The following is a 17,728-nucleotide window of genomic DNA, read 5'->3' on the forward strand; positions in this document are numbered from 1 at the left end:
CTGTTACCTTCCATTACATTTTTCGCTCTATCTGAGCAAAATGTTCCAACAACAATCGGTGAATAAAAATATACCCTCCTCCCACCTTCTGTAAAAAAATCTGCTGCGTCGCATAATCCAGAAATCGCGCATAATTCCAGGGAATACAACCACTGAAATAAAGCACTAACCGTAACGTAAAATGCTGAATGCAAGCAATCCCCGCAGGTGAAAACAACCCAAACAGTAATCCAATCACCGCACCAAATAAAATCGGTAGTCCCACGATTTGCGCCAAACCTACCATAGCGACTACCCCAATTAAAGCAAAAATTAAGGTGTTTTGTGCCGATTGCCATATCCCCTGGTTGGGAACTATACTTGTCTCAATTCCGCCCCCCGTTAATCCACGCAATAAGACGAAAATCAATCCCGTTCCTATACCACTCAATCCATAAGTTATCCCCTCAATTATCGCCCCCTGACTCGGCGCAATCAGCCAGAAAATGAGTCCACTGCTGAAGCCAAATATTAATCCTACCGTTAACCCAATTCGCAACCCCGGTACTATATTTCGTTTGGCTTTTACCCATGACCATTTCAACGTTTCCACGGGTTCAATCTGATTCATAACTAACGCGACAATTAACCCCGCCATCAACCCGCCGCCGAGTCCCATAATTAATCCTGCTAATAGAGTAATTTCCCGCCAAAACATAAGCTCGACATTCAGCCCCCCACCTAACCCCATAATTAATCCACCGATTAAACCGACTCCTAGAGAATACAGCCATTTTTGCGCTTTAGTGTCTAACCAACTCGGCTGCAATCGCTCAATTAAAAATACGGTTTCTGAGTTTTGATACATTCGTTTTGCCAGCCAAATTAACCCGTTAATTACCTGCTTTTGACTATACTTGGCTTGACCCCGCCTGCGCTTAAACATCCGCTGAATGTACCGATCAAATAAATGCTTCCGCCAGTCGTCTAAACCACTCCTTTGCGGTAACTCATCTAGGGATATTCCCTGATACGCCAGGGTGATAATACTTAACATTAACGGGGATTGGGCTAAGTCTTGTAAGGTGCTATCCGATCGCAGAACTTGGCGCACTACTGTAAGTTGCGTCCCAGCACTGTTTAGATAGCGATCAATTTGGGCTAAGGTAAGCGGTTGCAGACAAATCGCGGCTTGTAAATTCAGACGCTGCTGTAGGGCTTGATAATCGCGAATTCGACTACAAACCACGAGTTCGGTTGTGCCATGTTCGCTACTAAATTGATTGATGGCGGTGACACAAGCATCTCTTAATGTAATACTTACTTCGTCTAACCCATCCAATAAAAGCAACAGTTCTCCCGAATCAATCCAGGTTTGACCAATATCTTTCGATACTTGATATTTGGTATGCAGTTCGTTAACTAACCAGTCAGCAATGGTTTGCTTACCTCCCGTCCAAGAGGATAAATTAAAGACCACAGGAATCGGGTGATTACTATCAACGTCCGCCTGATCCAATAGATCACGAGTTAATTCTAAAAGCGTCGTGGTTTTGCCACTTCCCGGTTCCCCTAAAATTAAGAGCGATCGCCCCTCGCCCATCGCCAGAAACTTGTCACTGACTTTGATTCCCGGTAATAGGGTTTGCTGGAATTCCCCGGAACCCTCCCAAACCAATTCCCAAGGGCGTTCGACTAAATCGAGGCGTTCTTCTAAGCCTAGTTCAATTAAGACGCGACCATGCAATGAGGTTTCTAATACCCCTTTGATCCAATAGTTTCTCACTTTATTGAGTAATATGTGGCGAAACTGAACATCCTGGCGTGTCTGTTTCAGTTTGGGTTTTGACAGAGAACTTTTGGGTGAATAGGTTCTATTTTCTGAGGATACAGGTTGAATCAAATAACTCGGTACAGGTTCGGTAATATTTTTTAACGACAAATCCCCTAAAAATGTGGTGGGTAACTGTAAATGATTTTTGACCAAATCATAAACAATCTGAGAAATACAAATCCCTCCCGGTTGTGCTTTTCCTTCTAAACGAGCGGCAATATTTACGCCATTCCCCATCACATCTCCTTCACTGACAAAGACATCGCCTAAGTGAATGCCAATCCGATGTAAAATAATGTCATGTTCCGATAAACTCTGGGCAGCTTGAGCCAAGGATTGCTGAATTTCGATGGCACAATCCACCGCCAGAACCGCACTGGGGAAATACATCAACAAGCCATCCCCAGTAGACTTAATCGTCTGTCCAGAAAACTGCTGACACAATCGCCGCATTAACTCTAAATCCCGGTGAATTAAGTCTAGAGTATGTTCTTCATCCGCCGACATTCTGGCACTAAAACCCACGCCATCCGTAAACGCGATCGCGGCTAGGGTTCGCTGAGTCTGAAGCTGAGACGGTAAGCTGTTTACAGTTCTCATGGGACGAGGTAAAGTCTGGCTGGGTAAGGGGATTGTCGCACTAGAGGGTAAGGCGGCGATCGCGTCTAACACGTCTCTCACATTGTCATAGCGATCGCGGATATCCTGACACACCATTTTCGCTAAAATGTCATGAAAACGTGAGGGTTCGGCTAACTGTTCCTGCCAAATCACCTCACCCGTTTTCGGATTCGCTGGCAAGTGATGGGGTAATACTCCAGTTAAGGCTTGAATCCCCAACATTCCCACCGCATGAATATCGCTACTAAAACGCGGTTTTCCCGCACATTGTTCGGGAGGCATATAACCGGGTGTACCAATAGCAATTGTCACCTCTGTTGGGGAACTTGTTGCCGTACTGACCTGTTTAACCGTGCCAAAGTCAATTAAAATAATCTTGCCATCCGCTGCCCGTCGAATTAAATTAGAGGGTTTAATATCCCGATGAATAACCTGATGCTGATGAACAATGTTTAAGATTTCTAAGATATCCCAGACTAACTGAATCGTCTGCATCTCATCCAATCGGCGTCCAGCCGCTAACTCATGACGTAAATCATCCCCTTCAATATGTTCTTGAACTAAATAAAATTGCTGATTATCTTCAAAATGGGCTAAAAGCTGAGGAATTTGGTCATGATTGCCCAATTGATACAAAACCCGCGCCTCGGTATCAAATAGGCGGCGAGACGCCTCTAACACAGAGGGATTTGCCACCTGCGGCTTCAGTTGCTTAACCACACAATAAGGATATCCAGGTAAATCGCGATCGCGTGCCAGGTAGGTTTCGCCAAACCCCCCACGCCCCAACGGTTGGATAATTTCATAGCGCCCCCGTAGTCGTGTTCCAATCATAAGATTTGTGTAGACTCTCAGCAGGTTTTACTGACGGCACAAGTGATATAATTCTGCCATAGCCCCTCAAAAAAGCACGTTCCGTCTCAATCGTAACGCCCTGAATACAGTCCCTGTTCCTGAACCGATTAGTCTCGCGGCGCTGGGACTTGTAGGATTGGGTGCATTAACCCATGCTTTTTGGGTTTCCTTCCTCAACCCAACCTACAAAGATGACAAATGACAAATCTTTGGACATCGGCTGACCATGCGCTATCTTATTTAGAGAGATCTGATACTCTCCCCCATCGCACTGAAGGTGAAGCCGTTGTCTTAGAAGAAGTTCCTAAAACAGTCAAACGTATCCTCGATTTAGGCACTGGAGACGGACGCCTTTTGGCACTGCTGAAAATTGACCGCCCCCATGTCGAGAGTATCGCGATCGATTTTTCGCCCACGATGCTTGATGCTGCAAAACAACGCTTTGCTGGGGATGAGACAGTAAAAATCAGGGCACATGATTTAGATCATCCCTTGCCAGAGTTAGGTATATTTGACGCGATCGTTTCTAGCTTTGCGATTCATCACCTAACTCATGAACGTAAGTATTCCCTCTATGCTGAACTCTTCAACTTGCTGGAACCTGATGGTATTTTTTGTAACTTAGAACACGTTGCCTCTCCCACACCAGCACTCCATGAACATTTCCGCGCTTGCATGGGGATTGCTGACAAACCAGACGATCCCTCGAATAAATTATTGGATGTAGAAAATCAACTGAAATGGCTACGAGAAATTGGTTATACTGATGTCGATTGTTATTGGAAATGGTTGGAACTGGCGCTTCTGATTGGTAGAAAACCGAATACAACAGAAAAGCAATAGCAAATTATTGAAGTAAGGAAGGTAGAGAGACGCGCTATGGCGCGTCTTAACCCTTCTTCGCTAGTCGGACATGGTGTGTAGGGGCGGGTTTTACCAATACCGTTCAGGAGAAAACCCCTACCTTAACCAAACCCTTGCTGAAGGTTCAATATCAAGTGAACTCCTCTATCTTCCTCATCTTCTACATTTCCCCTCTCTCCCTCATCAACTGTGAAAAGTTAGAAGAATTTACTGATTCCACACTTCATCAATAGGCGGTGGTTCAGGGGGTAGGGGGCGTGATGAAAGGGGCTTTTCGTTCGTCTCCGAGGACTGATTTAAAGCGTGCATCGGATTGTTACCCCGGATAGTCCCCACCCAATTATTTTGATTTTGGGGTGTCACTGTGGATAAAGCATTGCCTCGATCCAGCAAATAACTCAGATGATGTAGCCCTTCACATAACCGATGTAAATGGGCGCAGCGATACTCCGCCGCTTGCCAATCTCCAGCTTCTAAGGCTTCAGCGTATCCGCGCTGTAAAGCTCTAATGAGTCTGAGTTGGGTTTCAATGATGGGATAGTTTAGAGTCATTCCTTTGGCTTATGTTCACAATTGTACTTGGTACATACCCCCTGATGCGCTAATCGCTTTGGACTAGATTTCTATACTGATCGCGGTTCTTACTCGTTATGATGAAATACACCAATTGATCCCCCATCCCTTATCTCTCATGCTTTTCCTGTGAGCGGAGTGTACCTCATCGAATCGCGAACCGCTATATCCTGACTCAATCATAACCTAATAACTATTGGTCATATCAATGATTTGATTCAATTTATCTTATGGATAAAACATCGTCATTTGATAGATTTCACCTGTTGCAGGAAAGACAAAGATTTCTGTCAATGAGTTATTGTACTTATGGGATCATTGAGCGGTTGTCATCCTCACGACGCATCAAGCAAGCTACGCTCTGGATTTCTTATCCCTGAAGATAAATCTATTAAGTTATCGCTAAGTTTAATAACTCCAAGATATAAATCAATTAGAGAATAATAATGCCATCGAAAATACTCTAGCTTGACCTGGATACGAGGTTTAGGACTATCACAAACGAGGAACATCGACTTTTGAGGGCTTGTGTTTAACTTCGATCTATTCCATCGTTCAGAACGTTATAGGTTGTAGCCGGATGATTTTTATCGATTCATCTAAAAATTAAAAACTATCTGATCTATTCTTTGCTGAGAGAGATTTAAGGCGGCATAATAAAGCCAGTGGGATGGCTAATACTATACCATCTTTATCAATGTTAAACCTAACCTCTGATCTCGAATGCAGCGAGTTGTCTTTTGTGACTTCGACGGTACGATTACGGCAGTAGAAACCTTTGCCGGGATGTTAAAGGATTTTGCGCCTGAGTCATTTGCCCAAGTGATGCCCGAACTTTACGCCAGACGGCTAACACTACGGGAAGGTGTGCGTCGTGTCTTGACATCAATTCCGTCCTCTCGATACCCAGATATCCTCACCTATACCCAATCTAAACCGATTCGCCCCGGTTTAGTGGAATTACTCGATTTTCTGGACGATCGCGGCGTACCCTTTGTGGTGGTTTCCGGGGGATTGCGCGGTATGGTGGAGACGGTGTTGGGTCGAGAAAAGCGGGGAGGAACGTCGCTGCTAGAACGAGTGGCGGCTGTTTATGCTGTAGATCTGGATACGAGTGGTGACTATCTCCAGCCATTGTCCGAGTTTGAGGGGGATAGCGAATTGGTTGCCAAAGTTCAGGTGATGGCACAACACCCAGCAGACGAACAGATTGCGATCGGGGATTCGGTAACGGATTTTAACATGGCATTGCACGCCTCTGTCGTCTTCGCCCGCGATCGCCTCAGCCAGTATCTCGGTCAACAACCCATCGCTAAAAGCGAGGGCTTGAAAAAACAGCCCTAGTTGACCAGACTCAGGTAGCAATACCTACGTTTAAGGCAAGTGTTAAAGTTCCTACCTTGGGATGCGTAGCTAGTTCCAAGCTCTAGAACTCAAAAGTTAAACAGCCATTTGGGAGGCAGTGCTTTTGAGATAGTACCGACCTTAAACATTGTCAAAGCTAACATTACCCGCAAGGAGACTCATTCGTGAGTAAAGTTTTCGTTCTAGACACTAACAGACAGCCTCTTAATCCTATTCATCCAGGTAGGGCAAGAATGCTGTTATCCCAGGGAAAAGCTGCGGTTTTCCGCCAATACCCTTTCACCTTGATACTTAAGCAGGAGGTGACAAGCCCCAAAGTTGAACCACTCCGAATCAAGATTGATCCAGGTGCCAAAACTACCGGACTAGCACTTGTTAACGATAGTACAGGTGCTGTTATCTGGGCAGCAGAATTACAGCATCGCGGCTTTCAAATTCGGGACGCCTTAACCTCTCGCCGCCAGCTACGGAGGTCGCGCCGAAACCGCAAAACCCGTTATCGAAAGCCACGCTTCCTTAACCGCACTCGCCCCAAGGGATGGCTACCCCCTTCTCTTAGTAGCCGGGTTGCCAATATTCTGACGTGGGTTAAACGTCTGTCATCTGTGTGTCGAGTTACCGCCATATCTCAGGAGTTGGTCAGGTTTGACACTCAGCAGATGGAGGACTCTGACATTAGCGGGGTAGGCTATCAACAAGGCACATTGGCAGGTTACGAGATGCGTGAGTTTCTCTTAGAGAAATGGGGTAGAACCTGTGCTTACTGTGGCGCAAAAGACACGCCTGTTGAGATTGAGCATATCCAACCTCGCTCAAAGGGAGGTTCAAACCGAGTTAGCAATCTGTGTTTAGCCTGCACTCCTTGCAATCAGAAAAAAGGGAATCAGGATATCAAAGATTTCCTCAAGGGCAAGCCTGACCTGCTCAAACGAATTCTGGCACAAGCTAAAAAACCTTTAGCTGATACGGCAGCCGTTAATGCAACTCGATGGAACTTGTACGAAAACCTCAAGAAAACAGGACTGCCTGTTGAGGTCGGTACGGGTGGGCGCACCAAATATAACCGCACCATTCGAGGGCTGGAGAAGACCCACTATTGGGATGCTGCCTGTGTTGGATCATCAACCCCAGAGCGGTTGATCACATCAGGAGTTAAACTGAAGTTAATTGCTGCCAAGGGTCACGGCACTCGCCAGCAATGCCGTACTGATAAATTTGGTTTTCCAGCTCGTTATTGCTCTAGAACCAAGTTCCATAAAGGTTTTCAGACAGGTGACATTGTTAAAGCCGTTGTCACTTCAGGGAAGAAAATCGGAACTTACGTTGGTCGAGTTGCTACTCGCGCAACTGGAAGTTTTAACATTTCAACGCATAATGGGCTGGTTCAAGGAATCAGTCACAAATACTGTGCACATGTTCACAAAAAGGACGGATATTCGTATGCCAACTAAGCATCCCCCTCCTTTCCTCCCGTCGCTGAAAGCGAGGGTCTCCAGGAGGGAAGAAAGATGAACGTCAAAAGCCTTACCTACCCTGGAATGACTTTTTTGATGTGCGTCAACAGCTATCCCAGCTTTGGGGGAAAACCTAAACAATAGTAGGGCTGTAGGGGCGGGTTTTACCGATAACATTTTGGCACAAACCGATAACTTGACTAAACCCGCCCTTCTCAGAAAATAGGGGGAGAGAAGGTACAGTCTCAAACTGTAAAGTTTTGTAAAATAAACTTTGCCAAAACTTTATTGAAAAGCTAGTTCAACTTCATCGAATTTAAAAAATAACATTTGTATGATGAAATAGTTTACTTAAAAAAATACAAGTGCGAGTAGCATCATGGTCTACCAACAAAACGATCGCGTCAAAATCATCAAAGGTTCTCTAAAAGGTCATACAGGAAAAATCGCATCTTGTAGCCATGAAGGTAGCTATTTTATTAGCCGAGACTTAACCAATCAAAAAACCGATTCATCCAACCTATATGGTCCCCTTCTTGGCGACGAAATTTCACCCTTAGCCTATTAAATTGACTTCACTAAAACCAAGGAAAGCAGGGGGATAAGAAAAAAGTCCCCCTTTAAGCTGTTGTGCATGTAAATTTGGTATTAGTAGCCAGTAAGATGCTCACACAGAGAGGGTTAATAACTCAGGTTTAAATATCATCGCCAGACCAAAGAATAGCATAAAGAGTCCGCCAACCAGTTTCAGTACTCTCCCTTGGTTTTCAGTAAGTCGAGTGGACTTAAACGAATAGATAAAGTTGCCTAAAATAGCCAACAGCGGCATAATGTAAATCGCCGCATATAAACCTGTCCACGAGATATGACACAAGCCAATTTCATCGGAGCAATACTGTAACAGCGCCGTCATGTAAACCGCAGGCAGAATCGCAGTACAGCCAAGTTCGACAATATTGACAAAGACAGCTAACAGAACCGTCCCCGCTAATGCCGCCATAAACATCTTGCGATCGCCTTTAGCATTCCTCAAGTTTCTGACAATCTTTCCCGCTCGTTTATTGATCGTTGACTGTTGTTTTTCCGAGAGGGATAAGGAAATCGCTTTTTTGAACCAGAAATAATCCTTGATATTGATCAAACCTGCCCCGGTAATCAGAATTCCCAGAATTTGCATAAATCGAACGCCATAGTTTTCTAGGAAGACTGAACCCGCCAAGACCATCAGCATGATAAAGATAAAATACATCACCGCTGATGTGATAATAAAGGTTGTCCCCACCAAGGTCATATCCTTGCGGCTGCGGGTATAGGTGAGTAACGACAACAGAATGACTAAAACCGTGAACGCACAGGGATTAAAGCCATCGGCAAGGGCAATGGTAGAGACAAATAGGGGGAAGGGAAGCCCTTGGGCAAAGGTTTTAATTACTGCATCAGGGGTGAGGGCAAGAAACACAAATAGACTGATGATCGTTGTTGCCAGCAACCCGCCAATCCAATAGCGTTTAGCTTGTCGTTTCTCAAGCGCTTTTTGCAAAAACGGATAACTACAGAGATACCAGAACGGGATTAAAAAGATTTGCCACGGGGGGCTGGTCTTAGTCTGTTGCTGTTGATCAGTTGTGGGTAAATTGAGTGGAGATCCGACGGCTGTTTCTATCGCTGCAATAATTTGGTTTTTGTAGCCGATATAAGCTTGATGAACTGGAGTGTATTCCAAGGGTCCTTCGGCTTCACTATAGCCAATGAACATTTTGTCCTCAACCACAGTCCTGGGAACCGCGCCGGACGAGATTCCCCGGGCTTTTTGGAATTCCTGCCATTCCCTGGGATTGTCGTTAACCTCAAGCGACGTAACCTCAACATTTTTATTGTGTTGATCAATATAAGTCATTAACGGCTTTTGCTGGAGGCAATGGGGGCAGGTTTTGCTGTGGAAGAAATAGACATTGACGACATCATCACTAGCCTGGGCAACGGACTGAAGGGAGGTCACGAATACCAGACCTACCATGATGATAAAGGACAGGATCAGTCGGCGGTAAGATTTAACCATCATTTTTTAGCGTCCTTTTTACCGAGGAGAAATTTAGGAGACTATATTTCTACTGTAAATCCATCACCGGGCGAGGAGCTGCCTTTAGAAAAAAGACGTAATAGTTCTATCTTGACAGGATGGGCATGATGTTTTAAAGCTATGAACCCACGTTTAAAAAACTAGGGTGTCTTGTCCTTGTTTCTCTGCTCTCGATCAGGCAAATGGCACGCTCCTTGTATTCTGGTGGGCAATGCCCACCCTACGATATATCAAGGGTTTTGGCGATCCCCAAATGCACGCTTTTCAGTGCCATTGATCCCAAGGCTGTATTTCCGGCAAGGGATCAACGGTGTATACCCAATCCAATGAAGTCACCCCTAGGCATGAACTGGGTACATTTTCCTGGGAACCTTCTGCCCTCTACCATCTGCTCTCTGGCTTGTTCTGTTGGATACCCATCGTTCAGACCCCAGTAATACCAACGGTTTCCAGAGTTCTGCGTCATTGCAAGGCATTGCAAACCTGAAAGATTTCTAAAATCTGTCGAAAGATCGTCGCTGATGGTGTAAAGTTTTTGTCAAAATACTGTATAAGTAGGAAAAGCTAATTTTTGAACAAATGTGAAACGGAGGGATCACAATGGTTTACAAGCAACATGAACTCGTGCAAATCACCAAAGGCTCTTTAAAAGGTCACACGGGAAAAATCGCGGCTTCCAGCCATGATGGAATCTACTTTATCCAAGGAAACTGGAATAGTCACGAAACGGGTGCTTCCAATCTGTACGGACCCCTGTTGGGAGACGAAATTACGCCAGTGGCGAACTATTAAGCCTCAACTGCTCCTATAGCAGCAGAGGAGTGACGAATTGGTCATAATTCCTTGATTACCTCGATTGATCTAAACGTTTTCAGACCCCTCGACTTATACAGACAACTGAAAGGGTGCAGCCTAAACCGGGTTGCACCTTTGTCATGTTGAGTTTTATCTTCTCTGGTAATAATCTATTTTAATCAGTCAACACGATTTAACAGTATAGAGTAATAAAATTAGCAATCTTAATCTTTTACTTCAATAAAACTTATGTATAGCTCGTGAACCGAGGCATTTCCTTATCGAACGTGGTAACTTCCAGAAGGGCGGGTTTAGTTAAGTTATCGGTTTGGCGCCATAAGTTATCCGTCAAACCCGCCCCTACAGCCCCTATTCCCTATTCCCTATTCCCTATTCCCTATTCCCTATTCCCTATTCCCTATTCCCTATTCCCTATTCCCTATTCCCTATTCCCTATTCCCTGTTCCCTCTTCCACATTCCCTGTTCCCTGTTACCTGTTCCCTTTTTCTTTATTTTTGAGGACGAAATTGCTGCTCAACAAGTTGTACAATAGTTTTTCGGGGAAAGAATCTCGGCAGATTAACGATAAAACTATTCTGCCACCGCCCTGGCACAATCGTACAATCATCAGCGTCTAGAGCCTGGAGAATTTCCTGAACCACTACCTCTGGGGAATCGGTTTGTTGCTGTTTTAAACTATCAGGAGCATATTCGGCAAAATTCGCCGTGGTGAAAAAGTTGGTTTCCGTTGGTCCAGGACAAGCTGCCAAAATTTTAACACCCGTGTGCTGATTTTCTGCCCAAAGCGCCTCACTGAAACTAATAACAAAGGCTTTAGTTGCTGAATAGATTGATAGATACGGGAGCGGTTGAAACCCAGAAATTGAGCCGATGTTTATAATACTTCCAGAACCTCGTTGTTGCATCTGCGGGAGAAAGTGATGAGTCAAGTCTACCAACGCCAGGATATTAAGCTGAATCATCTCTAGCTGTTTACGCCGAGACGTCTGACTAAAGGCTCCGTAGTCGCCAAACCCAGCATTATTAATCAGTAAATCGATGGAAATATTTTTCTGATTGACTATTTCAAAGATGTGTGGGACGGCATCAGGTGCGGTAAGATCTTGGGGAATAACCTCAACTTGAATCCCATAGGTGGCTTGTAAATCTTGGGCAAGTTGCTGTAGTTTGTCTTGGGAACGAGCCACAATCACTAAATCGGTTTGCCGTTTAGCGAGTTCCTGAGCAAATGCAGCCCCCAGTCCTGCCGACGCTCCAGTAATTAAAGCAGTGGACATTAATGTTCTGTTATTTTTAGAGGTGTTTGGGTTACCATTCTTAACCTAATGTCTAGTTTAACGCATTGCCACTAAAATGATGCCTCAAAGAAGGAAGTCAGCCTCAAGGAATAGTTTGCAATTATTTGTGGTTAATTAAATAAATAAAGTCTATAATTTATAGTCGTACAAAAATATCGACGTTTAGTTTAATTGATAATGTCCCGATTGAACAAAAGATTTTCAGTTTTGATCGTAGTATTGCTGACAGTGATTTTTACTGTAGCCTGGGGAATTTACCGTCCAGTTACTGGAGACAATCAAACTGAGATTCTTTGGGATACCTGGGGCGTACCGCATATTTACGGCAATAATACCGAGAATCTATTCCAGGCATTTGGCTGGGCGCAAGCGGCGAGTCATGGCAATCTTATTCTAAGGTTATATGGACAGGCACGGGGTAAGGCAGCCGAGTATTGGGGTCAAGACTATTTGGACTCGGATAAGTATGTCCGCACTATGGGTATTCCCGCCAGGGCGCAGGAATGGTACGAGGCGCAAGATCTGACGATGCGGCGTTATCTGGATAGCTTTGCGGCGGGGATTAATCGGTATGCCTCCGAACATGATGACCAAATTGACGATAAGGTCAAGGTGGTTTTGCCCGTGGATGGGGTGGATGTATTGGCACATGTGCAACGGGTGACTCATTTTAACTTTGTGGTGAATCCCCAGCGCTTGGAATCGTTGAAATCGGGGGATTCCAAAGCGGGTTCTAATGGATGGGCGATCGCACCGTCTCATTCGGCGAGTGGGAATGCGATGCTACTGGCGAATCCCCACTTACCCTGGTCAGATTTTTACCTGTGGTATGAAGCCCAGTTAACCGCCCCAGGGATTGATGCGTATGGGGCGGCGTTGGTGGGAATGCCGATGTTATCCATTGGGTTTAATGATCAGTTGGGTTGGACAGCCACAGTCAATACCCATCGGGGTTGGACAGCTTATGAACTTACTTTGGCGGATGGGGGGTATGAGTTTGATGGGCAAGTTCGCCCCTTTGAAACCGAAACCCAAACCTTAAAGGTAAAGCAGGACAATGGGACATTAGCGGAACAGGAATTGGTGATTCGGCAGTCGATTCATGGTTCTGTGGTTACGCAACCAGAAGGGAATGCGATCGCGTTGCGGGTGGTGGGGTTAGATCAACCTCAACTAATGGCACAGTTGTGGGATATGATGCGATCGCGTAATCGCCAAGAGTTTGAGACAGCCGTCGCCCGTTTACAACTGCCCATGTTTACCATCCTCTATGCCGACCAAGACGGGCATATTTTACATATCTTTAATGGTCAAGTGCCAGTACGTTCTCAGGGAGATTGGCAGTATTGGCAAGGTGTGGTTCCCGGCAATACCTCTGAAACCTTATGGACAAGGTATCATCCCTATTCAGAGTTACCTCGCATCCTTGATCCAGAAACGGGTTGGTTACAAAATGCCAACGATCCACCTTGGACGACTACATTCCCCCAAGCCATTAATCCTGATGATTATCCGCCCTACATGGCACCCCAATCGATGAACTTCCGCGCCCAGCGATCGGCAAAAATGTTGATGGGGGAGAATTCAATTAGTTTTGAGGAGATGATTGCCCGAAAATTCTCTTCGCGTCTAGAATTGGCAGATCGGATACTCGATGACTTAATTGCTGCAACGCGACAGTCAGGGGATGAGTTAGCCAATGAAGCCGCGAATGTGTTAGCCAACTGGGATCGACAGGCAAATGCAGACAGTCGAGGAACGGTTCTATTTGCCACTTGGGTACAATTAATGCCGAATACGAATCAGTTTGCTACAGGTTGGAATCCCCAATCGCCCCTAACTACCCCTGATAGTTTGGCAGATCCAGTGGCGGCGGTGGAGGTTTTAGCAGAAGCTGCCGCTAGGGTTAAAGCAGGGTATGGGAGGTTAGATGTCCCTTGGGGTGAGAGGGCGCGATTAAAGTATGGGGATGTGGATTTACCAGGAAGTGGCGCGTCTGGGCAGTTGGGCAGTTTCCAGGTGATTGATTTCGCCCCGATGAATGAGACAGGGTTGCAATCAGTAGCTGGGGATAGTTATATTGCCGCGATCGAGTTTTCTGATCCGATTAAGGCAAGGGTACTCACAGTTTATGGCAATGCCACACAACCAGGTTCTAGGCATATTGGGGATCAGTTACCCTTGTATGCCCGGAAGGAATTGCGATCGGTTTGGCGGACTCGTCAGGATATCGAGGCAAATTTGGAATCGCGGACGGTGTTTTGAAAGAAAAAACTTCGATCATTTAGGGGTAATAGCTGGAATCGACTATTAAAGGTTTATAAAGTCCTAGAAATAAGCCTTGATACGATAAAAACAAATGCACTTATTGAACTGATACAGTAGAGGTTAGGGGGTGAAGTTATATAAACACCCCTCAAACCCTTACATAAGACAAATGACGAATGACAATCTCCACCGTTAACTTGAATTGTCCCCACCTATTTAACTATTCAACCGGACATAAGGAGAAACCGAAAAATGGATCAAATTTTGCCGAAACTGCTGTGGATGAGTACAGCGATCGCGTTTTGGATCGTGTGGGCTGGAACTGTTACGGCACAAGAGGTTGAGGTGCAAGGGTGTGGGGGTGCGGGGGAGTTTTGTGGTTTAGGGGAAACCTTAGATAGTTCAGAAACAGTAGGGAATGAGTCGAGTGATCCGACTGAGAACCGTTTAGACCCAATTAATCAGTACGGAGATAATAATAGCTTAGGTCAAGTGACAAATGTTTCCCAGTTGCGGGATGTACAGCCCAGTGATTGGGCATATACCGCCTTGCGATCGCTCATTGAACGATATGGCATACTCACAGGGTATCCTGATCGTACATTCCGGGGCAATCGGTCAATGACTCGCTACGAATTTGCCGCCGGATTACGTCAGGCTTTAGATCAAATCCAATCCTTAATTGCCAGGGGAGGCAATGTTCCTTCCACAGACTTAGCCACACTAGAACAGTTAACCAATGAATTTGTTTTAGAACTCTCCCTGCTACGGGGTGATGTAGACGCCTTAACCGCCCGAACTCGAGAACTGGAACTGACCCAATTTTCGACAACAACTCAACTGGATGGAGAAGTGATTATTGGCGCGGCGGGGATTGTTTCTGAGGATGATACTGTTACTACATTGGGACATCGTACCCGCTTAAATTTAGACACGAGTTTCACGGGTGAAGATTTACTGCGAACTCGACTACAAGCGGAAGGATTAGGGCGTCTGGAACGTCGCACAGGTACACCGGAAGGGGAACTATCTTTTACTGGGGCTAGGGATAGTGACTTAGAGATTGATGCTTTATTGTACCGTTTCCCGATCGGGAATCAGACGCAAGTGGTTATCGCGGCGAATGCTGGGGCGGCGGATGACTTTACGGATACGATTAACCCTTACCTGGATGGGGATGGCGCAAGTGGGGCGGTATCTCGCTTTGCTACTCGTGCGCCGATTTATTATTTAGTTAGTGGGGCGGGTGTCGGGGTAAGACACGCAGTAAATGACAAGTTAGAAGTCAGCTTAGGCTATTTAGCTGGGAATGGCGGAAATCCAGAACCCGGTAACGGCTTATTTGATGGGGCTTATGGCGCATTAGCCCAAGTCAAATTTGAGCCAAGCGATCGCGCCACGATTGGCTTGACCTATGTTAATGCGTATAACCAAGACTGGCAAGTTGGGAGTCAGGATACTAATTTAGTCAATCAATTAGATTTGCCCGTCGTTACAAATTCCGTTAACCTCGCCGCTTCTGTACAACTTAATCCCCGATTTGTGGTTGGAGGATGGGCGGGTTATACCAAAGCCAATGTTATCGACGAAGGGGATGCTAATTTGTGGTATTGGGCGCTAACATTAGCCTTACCCGATTTCGGCAAAACTGGCAATCTCGGCGGATTTATTATCGGGATGGAACCCAAAGTTACCGGGAGCGATGGTTTGAAGAATTTAGGCATTGATGATCCGAGTACCTCCCTACATCTAGAAGCATTCTACCAGTATAAGTTAACCGATAATATTACAATTACACCAGGAATAATTTGGCTAACTGCACCGGATCATAATAGCGATAACGATGATATATTTATTGGCACAATACGAACCACATTGCGATTTTAAAGTGGCGGGGTTGTAGGGGCGTGGCACACCTTATTTGATGAATTAGAATTACGCCCGGAAACTGTAGGGGCGCAAAGACTTGCGCCCGATTCAATGGTCAAATCTAATCCACCATTTTAGCTGTGTCAGTCCAGTAGGGTGGGTTAGGCGGAATTAAATTCAGGCGATAATTATTTAATCAACTATCCGCCGTAACCCACCGATATTCAGGTAGGGAATGGCAAGCTACGTTTATGTAAGGGGTTGAGGGATATTTGCAGAGCTTAATATAGCGCCATTGAATAAAGGGCGGGTTTTGTTGTTCAGTTATCGGTAACCAGCCCAATTGAGTCCCTAAACCCGCCCCTACAATGGATTAATAAATTCTGATGATTAAAGGCGCGATCGCACTAACCCGTATAACTCGTAGCCCCTGATCAGGTGGAAGGATTTGTACAATACAATTTAAGATTGCTATAGTAAATACTTATCTATACTAACTATTCTATGCGTTTATCCACGATTAAAACCCTCCCGTTAGCCACCCGCTTTACAACTATCGCTCTAGTTATCCTGCTATGTCTCAGCAATTCCGTGCAAGCCGCCAAGGATCAAGATGTGGAAAAGCTCTTAGAGGAAGGAGAATGTCCGACTTGTAATCTGCGGGGAGTGCGTTTGAGGAAGCAGAATCTCCGGGGGTTCAATATTGAAGGCGCTAACTTAGTTGAAGCCGATTTAAGAGAAGCTGACTTACGGGAAGCCCGACTTTCTGGGGCAAATTTAGAGGATGCAGATCTCCGGAATGCTAGACTCGCTAACGCTAATTTATTTCGGTCTAAACTTCTTAAAGTTAATCTACAAGAGGCGGATTTAGAAGACGCTAATCTCCAGAATGCTAATCTACAATTTGCAGATTTGCGGAAAGCGAACCTGATGAACGCTTCATTACAGAATGCTAATCTAACTCGTAGTAATTTACAGGAAACCGATTTAAGACAGGCTAAATTAGCTAATGCATCTCTAGAAGGCGCCAATCTCGGTGACGCTAATTTAGAAGGAACCTCATTAAGAGGGGTAAACCTCAAAGGCGCTAACTTAGAAAATGCCAAGTTATTTCGCACCGATTTAAGGGGAACCCAATTTAATAGTCAAACGGTTCTGAATGACAAATGGTTATTCGTTTGGGAGTTGGTTAATCAAGGAATTGCCGGACAAGCGTTAGCGGGGGCGGATTTGTCAGGTGCGAATTTAGAAGGGTTGAATTTGGAAAACGCCAACTTAGAAAATGCCAATTTAGCAGAAGCATATTTATTTATTGTCAACTTACGAGGCGCTAATCTGCAAGGTAGTCAGTTGACTAATACGGAATTGCGCTATGCTGACCTGAGTAATGCCGATTTAACCAATACCAACTTAAGAAATGCCGAACTCGGAAATGTTAATTTAGCTGGAGCTAATCTCGAAAATGCTAACCTGAGAACTGCCAAAATTAATGAAGAGACTACCCTTGACCCCAAATGGCGTTTGGTTTGGGAAATTGTGAATCAAGGGGCTGAGGAACGTGAACTACGGGGTGCTAATTTATTTAATGCTAATTTAAACGGAGCCAATTTCCGCAATGTGAATCTGAGTGGTGCGAGTCTGTACAATTCTGACCTTCAAAACACAAACTTTGAAGAAGCAACCTTATTTCAAGCCGATTTGAGTAATGCTAATTTAACGGGGGCGAATTTGCAGAAGGCAAATCTACAAGAGGCGAATCTCAGGGGGGCTAATCTAGAGGGGGCTAATCTTAACCAAGCGAACCTCTGTAACGCCATTCTGCCCGATGGGACACAACAATCTTGTGAATAA

The 17,728-nt window shown here is 45.2% G+C and carries 13 protein-coding genes; 9 read left to right on the forward strand and 4 right to left on the reverse strand.

The annotated features are described in order from the left end of the window. Positions 1 to 13: 13 nt before the first annotated feature. The gene (locus RIG66_RS19425) at positions 14 to 3,268 is read right to left on the reverse strand and encodes a protein kinase domain-containing protein (RefSeq protein ID WP_446380387.1); all 3,255 of its coding nucleotides are present in this window, start codon (positions 3,266 to 3,268) and stop codon (positions 14 to 16) included. 219 nt (positions 3,269 to 3,487) lie between these two features. Between RIG66_RS19425 and RIG66_RS19430 the strand changes: the two genes are divergently transcribed. Beyond that, on the forward strand, positions 3,488 to 4,132 hold the full coding sequence (locus RIG66_RS19430; protein ID WP_446380388.1) for a class I SAM-dependent methyltransferase: 645 nt from the start codon (positions 3,488 to 3,490) through the stop codon (positions 4,130 to 4,132). 228 nt (positions 4,133 to 4,360) lie between these two features. On the opposite strand, the gene RIG66_RS19435 is transcribed toward RIG66_RS19430, so the two are convergent. Continuing rightward, on the reverse strand, positions 4,361 to 4,705 hold the full coding sequence (locus tag RIG66_RS19435) for a hypothetical protein (RefSeq protein WP_006098037.1): 345 nt from the start codon (positions 4,703 to 4,705) through the stop codon (positions 4,361 to 4,363). Between the two features lie 744 nt (positions 4,706 to 5,449). On the opposite strand from RIG66_RS19435, the gene RIG66_RS19440 reads away from it, so the two are divergent. The 3 genes from RIG66_RS19440 (at position 5,450) to RIG66_RS19450 (ending at position 8,113) form a co-directional block, all read left to right on the forward strand. Next, positions 5,450 to 6,070 carry an HAD-IB family phosphatase gene (locus RIG66_RS19440; RefSeq protein WP_446380389.1) on the forward strand — a complete coding sequence of 207 codons (621 nt, stop codon included), beginning with the start codon at positions 5,450 to 5,452 and terminating at the stop codon, positions 6,068 to 6,070. A gap of 185 nt (positions 6,071 to 6,255) precedes the next feature. Continuing rightward, on the forward strand, positions 6,256 to 7,542 hold the full coding sequence (iscB, locus tag RIG66_RS19445) for an RNA-guided endonuclease IscB (protein ID WP_446380390.1): 1,287 nt from the start codon (positions 6,256 to 6,258) through the stop codon (positions 7,540 to 7,542). 382 nt (positions 7,543 to 7,924) lie between these two features. Beyond that, positions 7,925 to 8,113, forward strand: a complete 189-nt coding sequence (locus tag RIG66_RS19450; protein WP_446380391.1) for a hypothetical protein — start codon at positions 7,925 to 7,927, stop codon at positions 8,111 to 8,113. Positions 8,114 to 8,212: 99 nt separating this feature from the next. Here the strand turns inward: RIG66_RS19450 and RIG66_RS19455 are convergent, their stop codons facing one another. Next, entirely contained in the window at positions 8,213 to 9,442 is a 1,230-nt protein-coding gene (locus RIG66_RS19455) for a glutaredoxin family protein (protein ID WP_446380392.1), read from the reverse strand. A gap of 9 nt (positions 9,443 to 9,451) precedes the next feature. Between RIG66_RS19455 and RIG66_RS19460 the strand changes: the two genes are divergently transcribed. After that, a complete protein-coding gene (locus RIG66_RS19460) occupies positions 9,452 to 9,733 on the forward strand; it encodes a hypothetical protein (RefSeq protein WP_446380393.1) in 282 nt (93 codons plus the stop codon). Between the two features lie 492 nt (positions 9,734 to 10,225). Beyond that, on the forward strand, positions 10,226 to 10,417 hold the full coding sequence (locus RIG66_RS19465) for a hypothetical protein (protein ID WP_006098246.1): 192 nt from the start codon (positions 10,226 to 10,228) through the stop codon (positions 10,415 to 10,417). Positions 10,418 to 10,930: 513 nt separating this feature from the next. Here the strand turns inward: RIG66_RS19465 and RIG66_RS19470 are convergent. After that, positions 10,931 to 11,719, reverse strand: a complete 789-nt coding sequence (locus RIG66_RS19470) for an SDR family NAD(P)-dependent oxidoreductase (RefSeq protein ID WP_446380394.1) — start codon at positions 11,717 to 11,719, stop codon at positions 10,931 to 10,933. A 198-nt stretch (positions 11,720 to 11,917) separates the two neighbouring features. Between RIG66_RS19470 and RIG66_RS19475 the strand changes: the two genes are divergently transcribed. From RIG66_RS19475 to RIG66_RS19485, 3 genes are all read left to right on the forward strand, one after another. Continuing rightward, positions 11,918 to 14,005, forward strand: coding sequence for an acylase (locus RIG66_RS19475; protein WP_446380395.1), 2,088 nt, complete (start codon positions 11,918 to 11,920; stop codon positions 14,003 to 14,005). 255 nt (positions 14,006 to 14,260) lie between these two features. Then, on the forward strand, positions 14,261 to 15,895 hold the full coding sequence (locus tag RIG66_RS19480) for an iron uptake porin (RefSeq protein ID WP_446380396.1): 1,635 nt from the start codon (positions 14,261 to 14,263) through the stop codon (positions 15,893 to 15,895). A 486-nt stretch (positions 15,896 to 16,381) separates the two neighbouring features. Then, positions 16,382 to 17,728 carry a pentapeptide repeat-containing protein gene (locus RIG66_RS19485; protein WP_446380397.1) on the forward strand — a complete coding sequence of 449 codons (1,347 nt, stop codon included), beginning with the start codon at positions 16,382 to 16,384 and terminating at the stop codon, positions 17,726 to 17,728.

This window comes from Coleofasciculus sp. E2-BRE-01, assembly GCF_040221695.1.
Lineage (GTDB): Bacteria > Cyanobacteriota > Cyanobacteriia > Cyanobacteriales > Coleofasciculaceae > Coleofasciculus.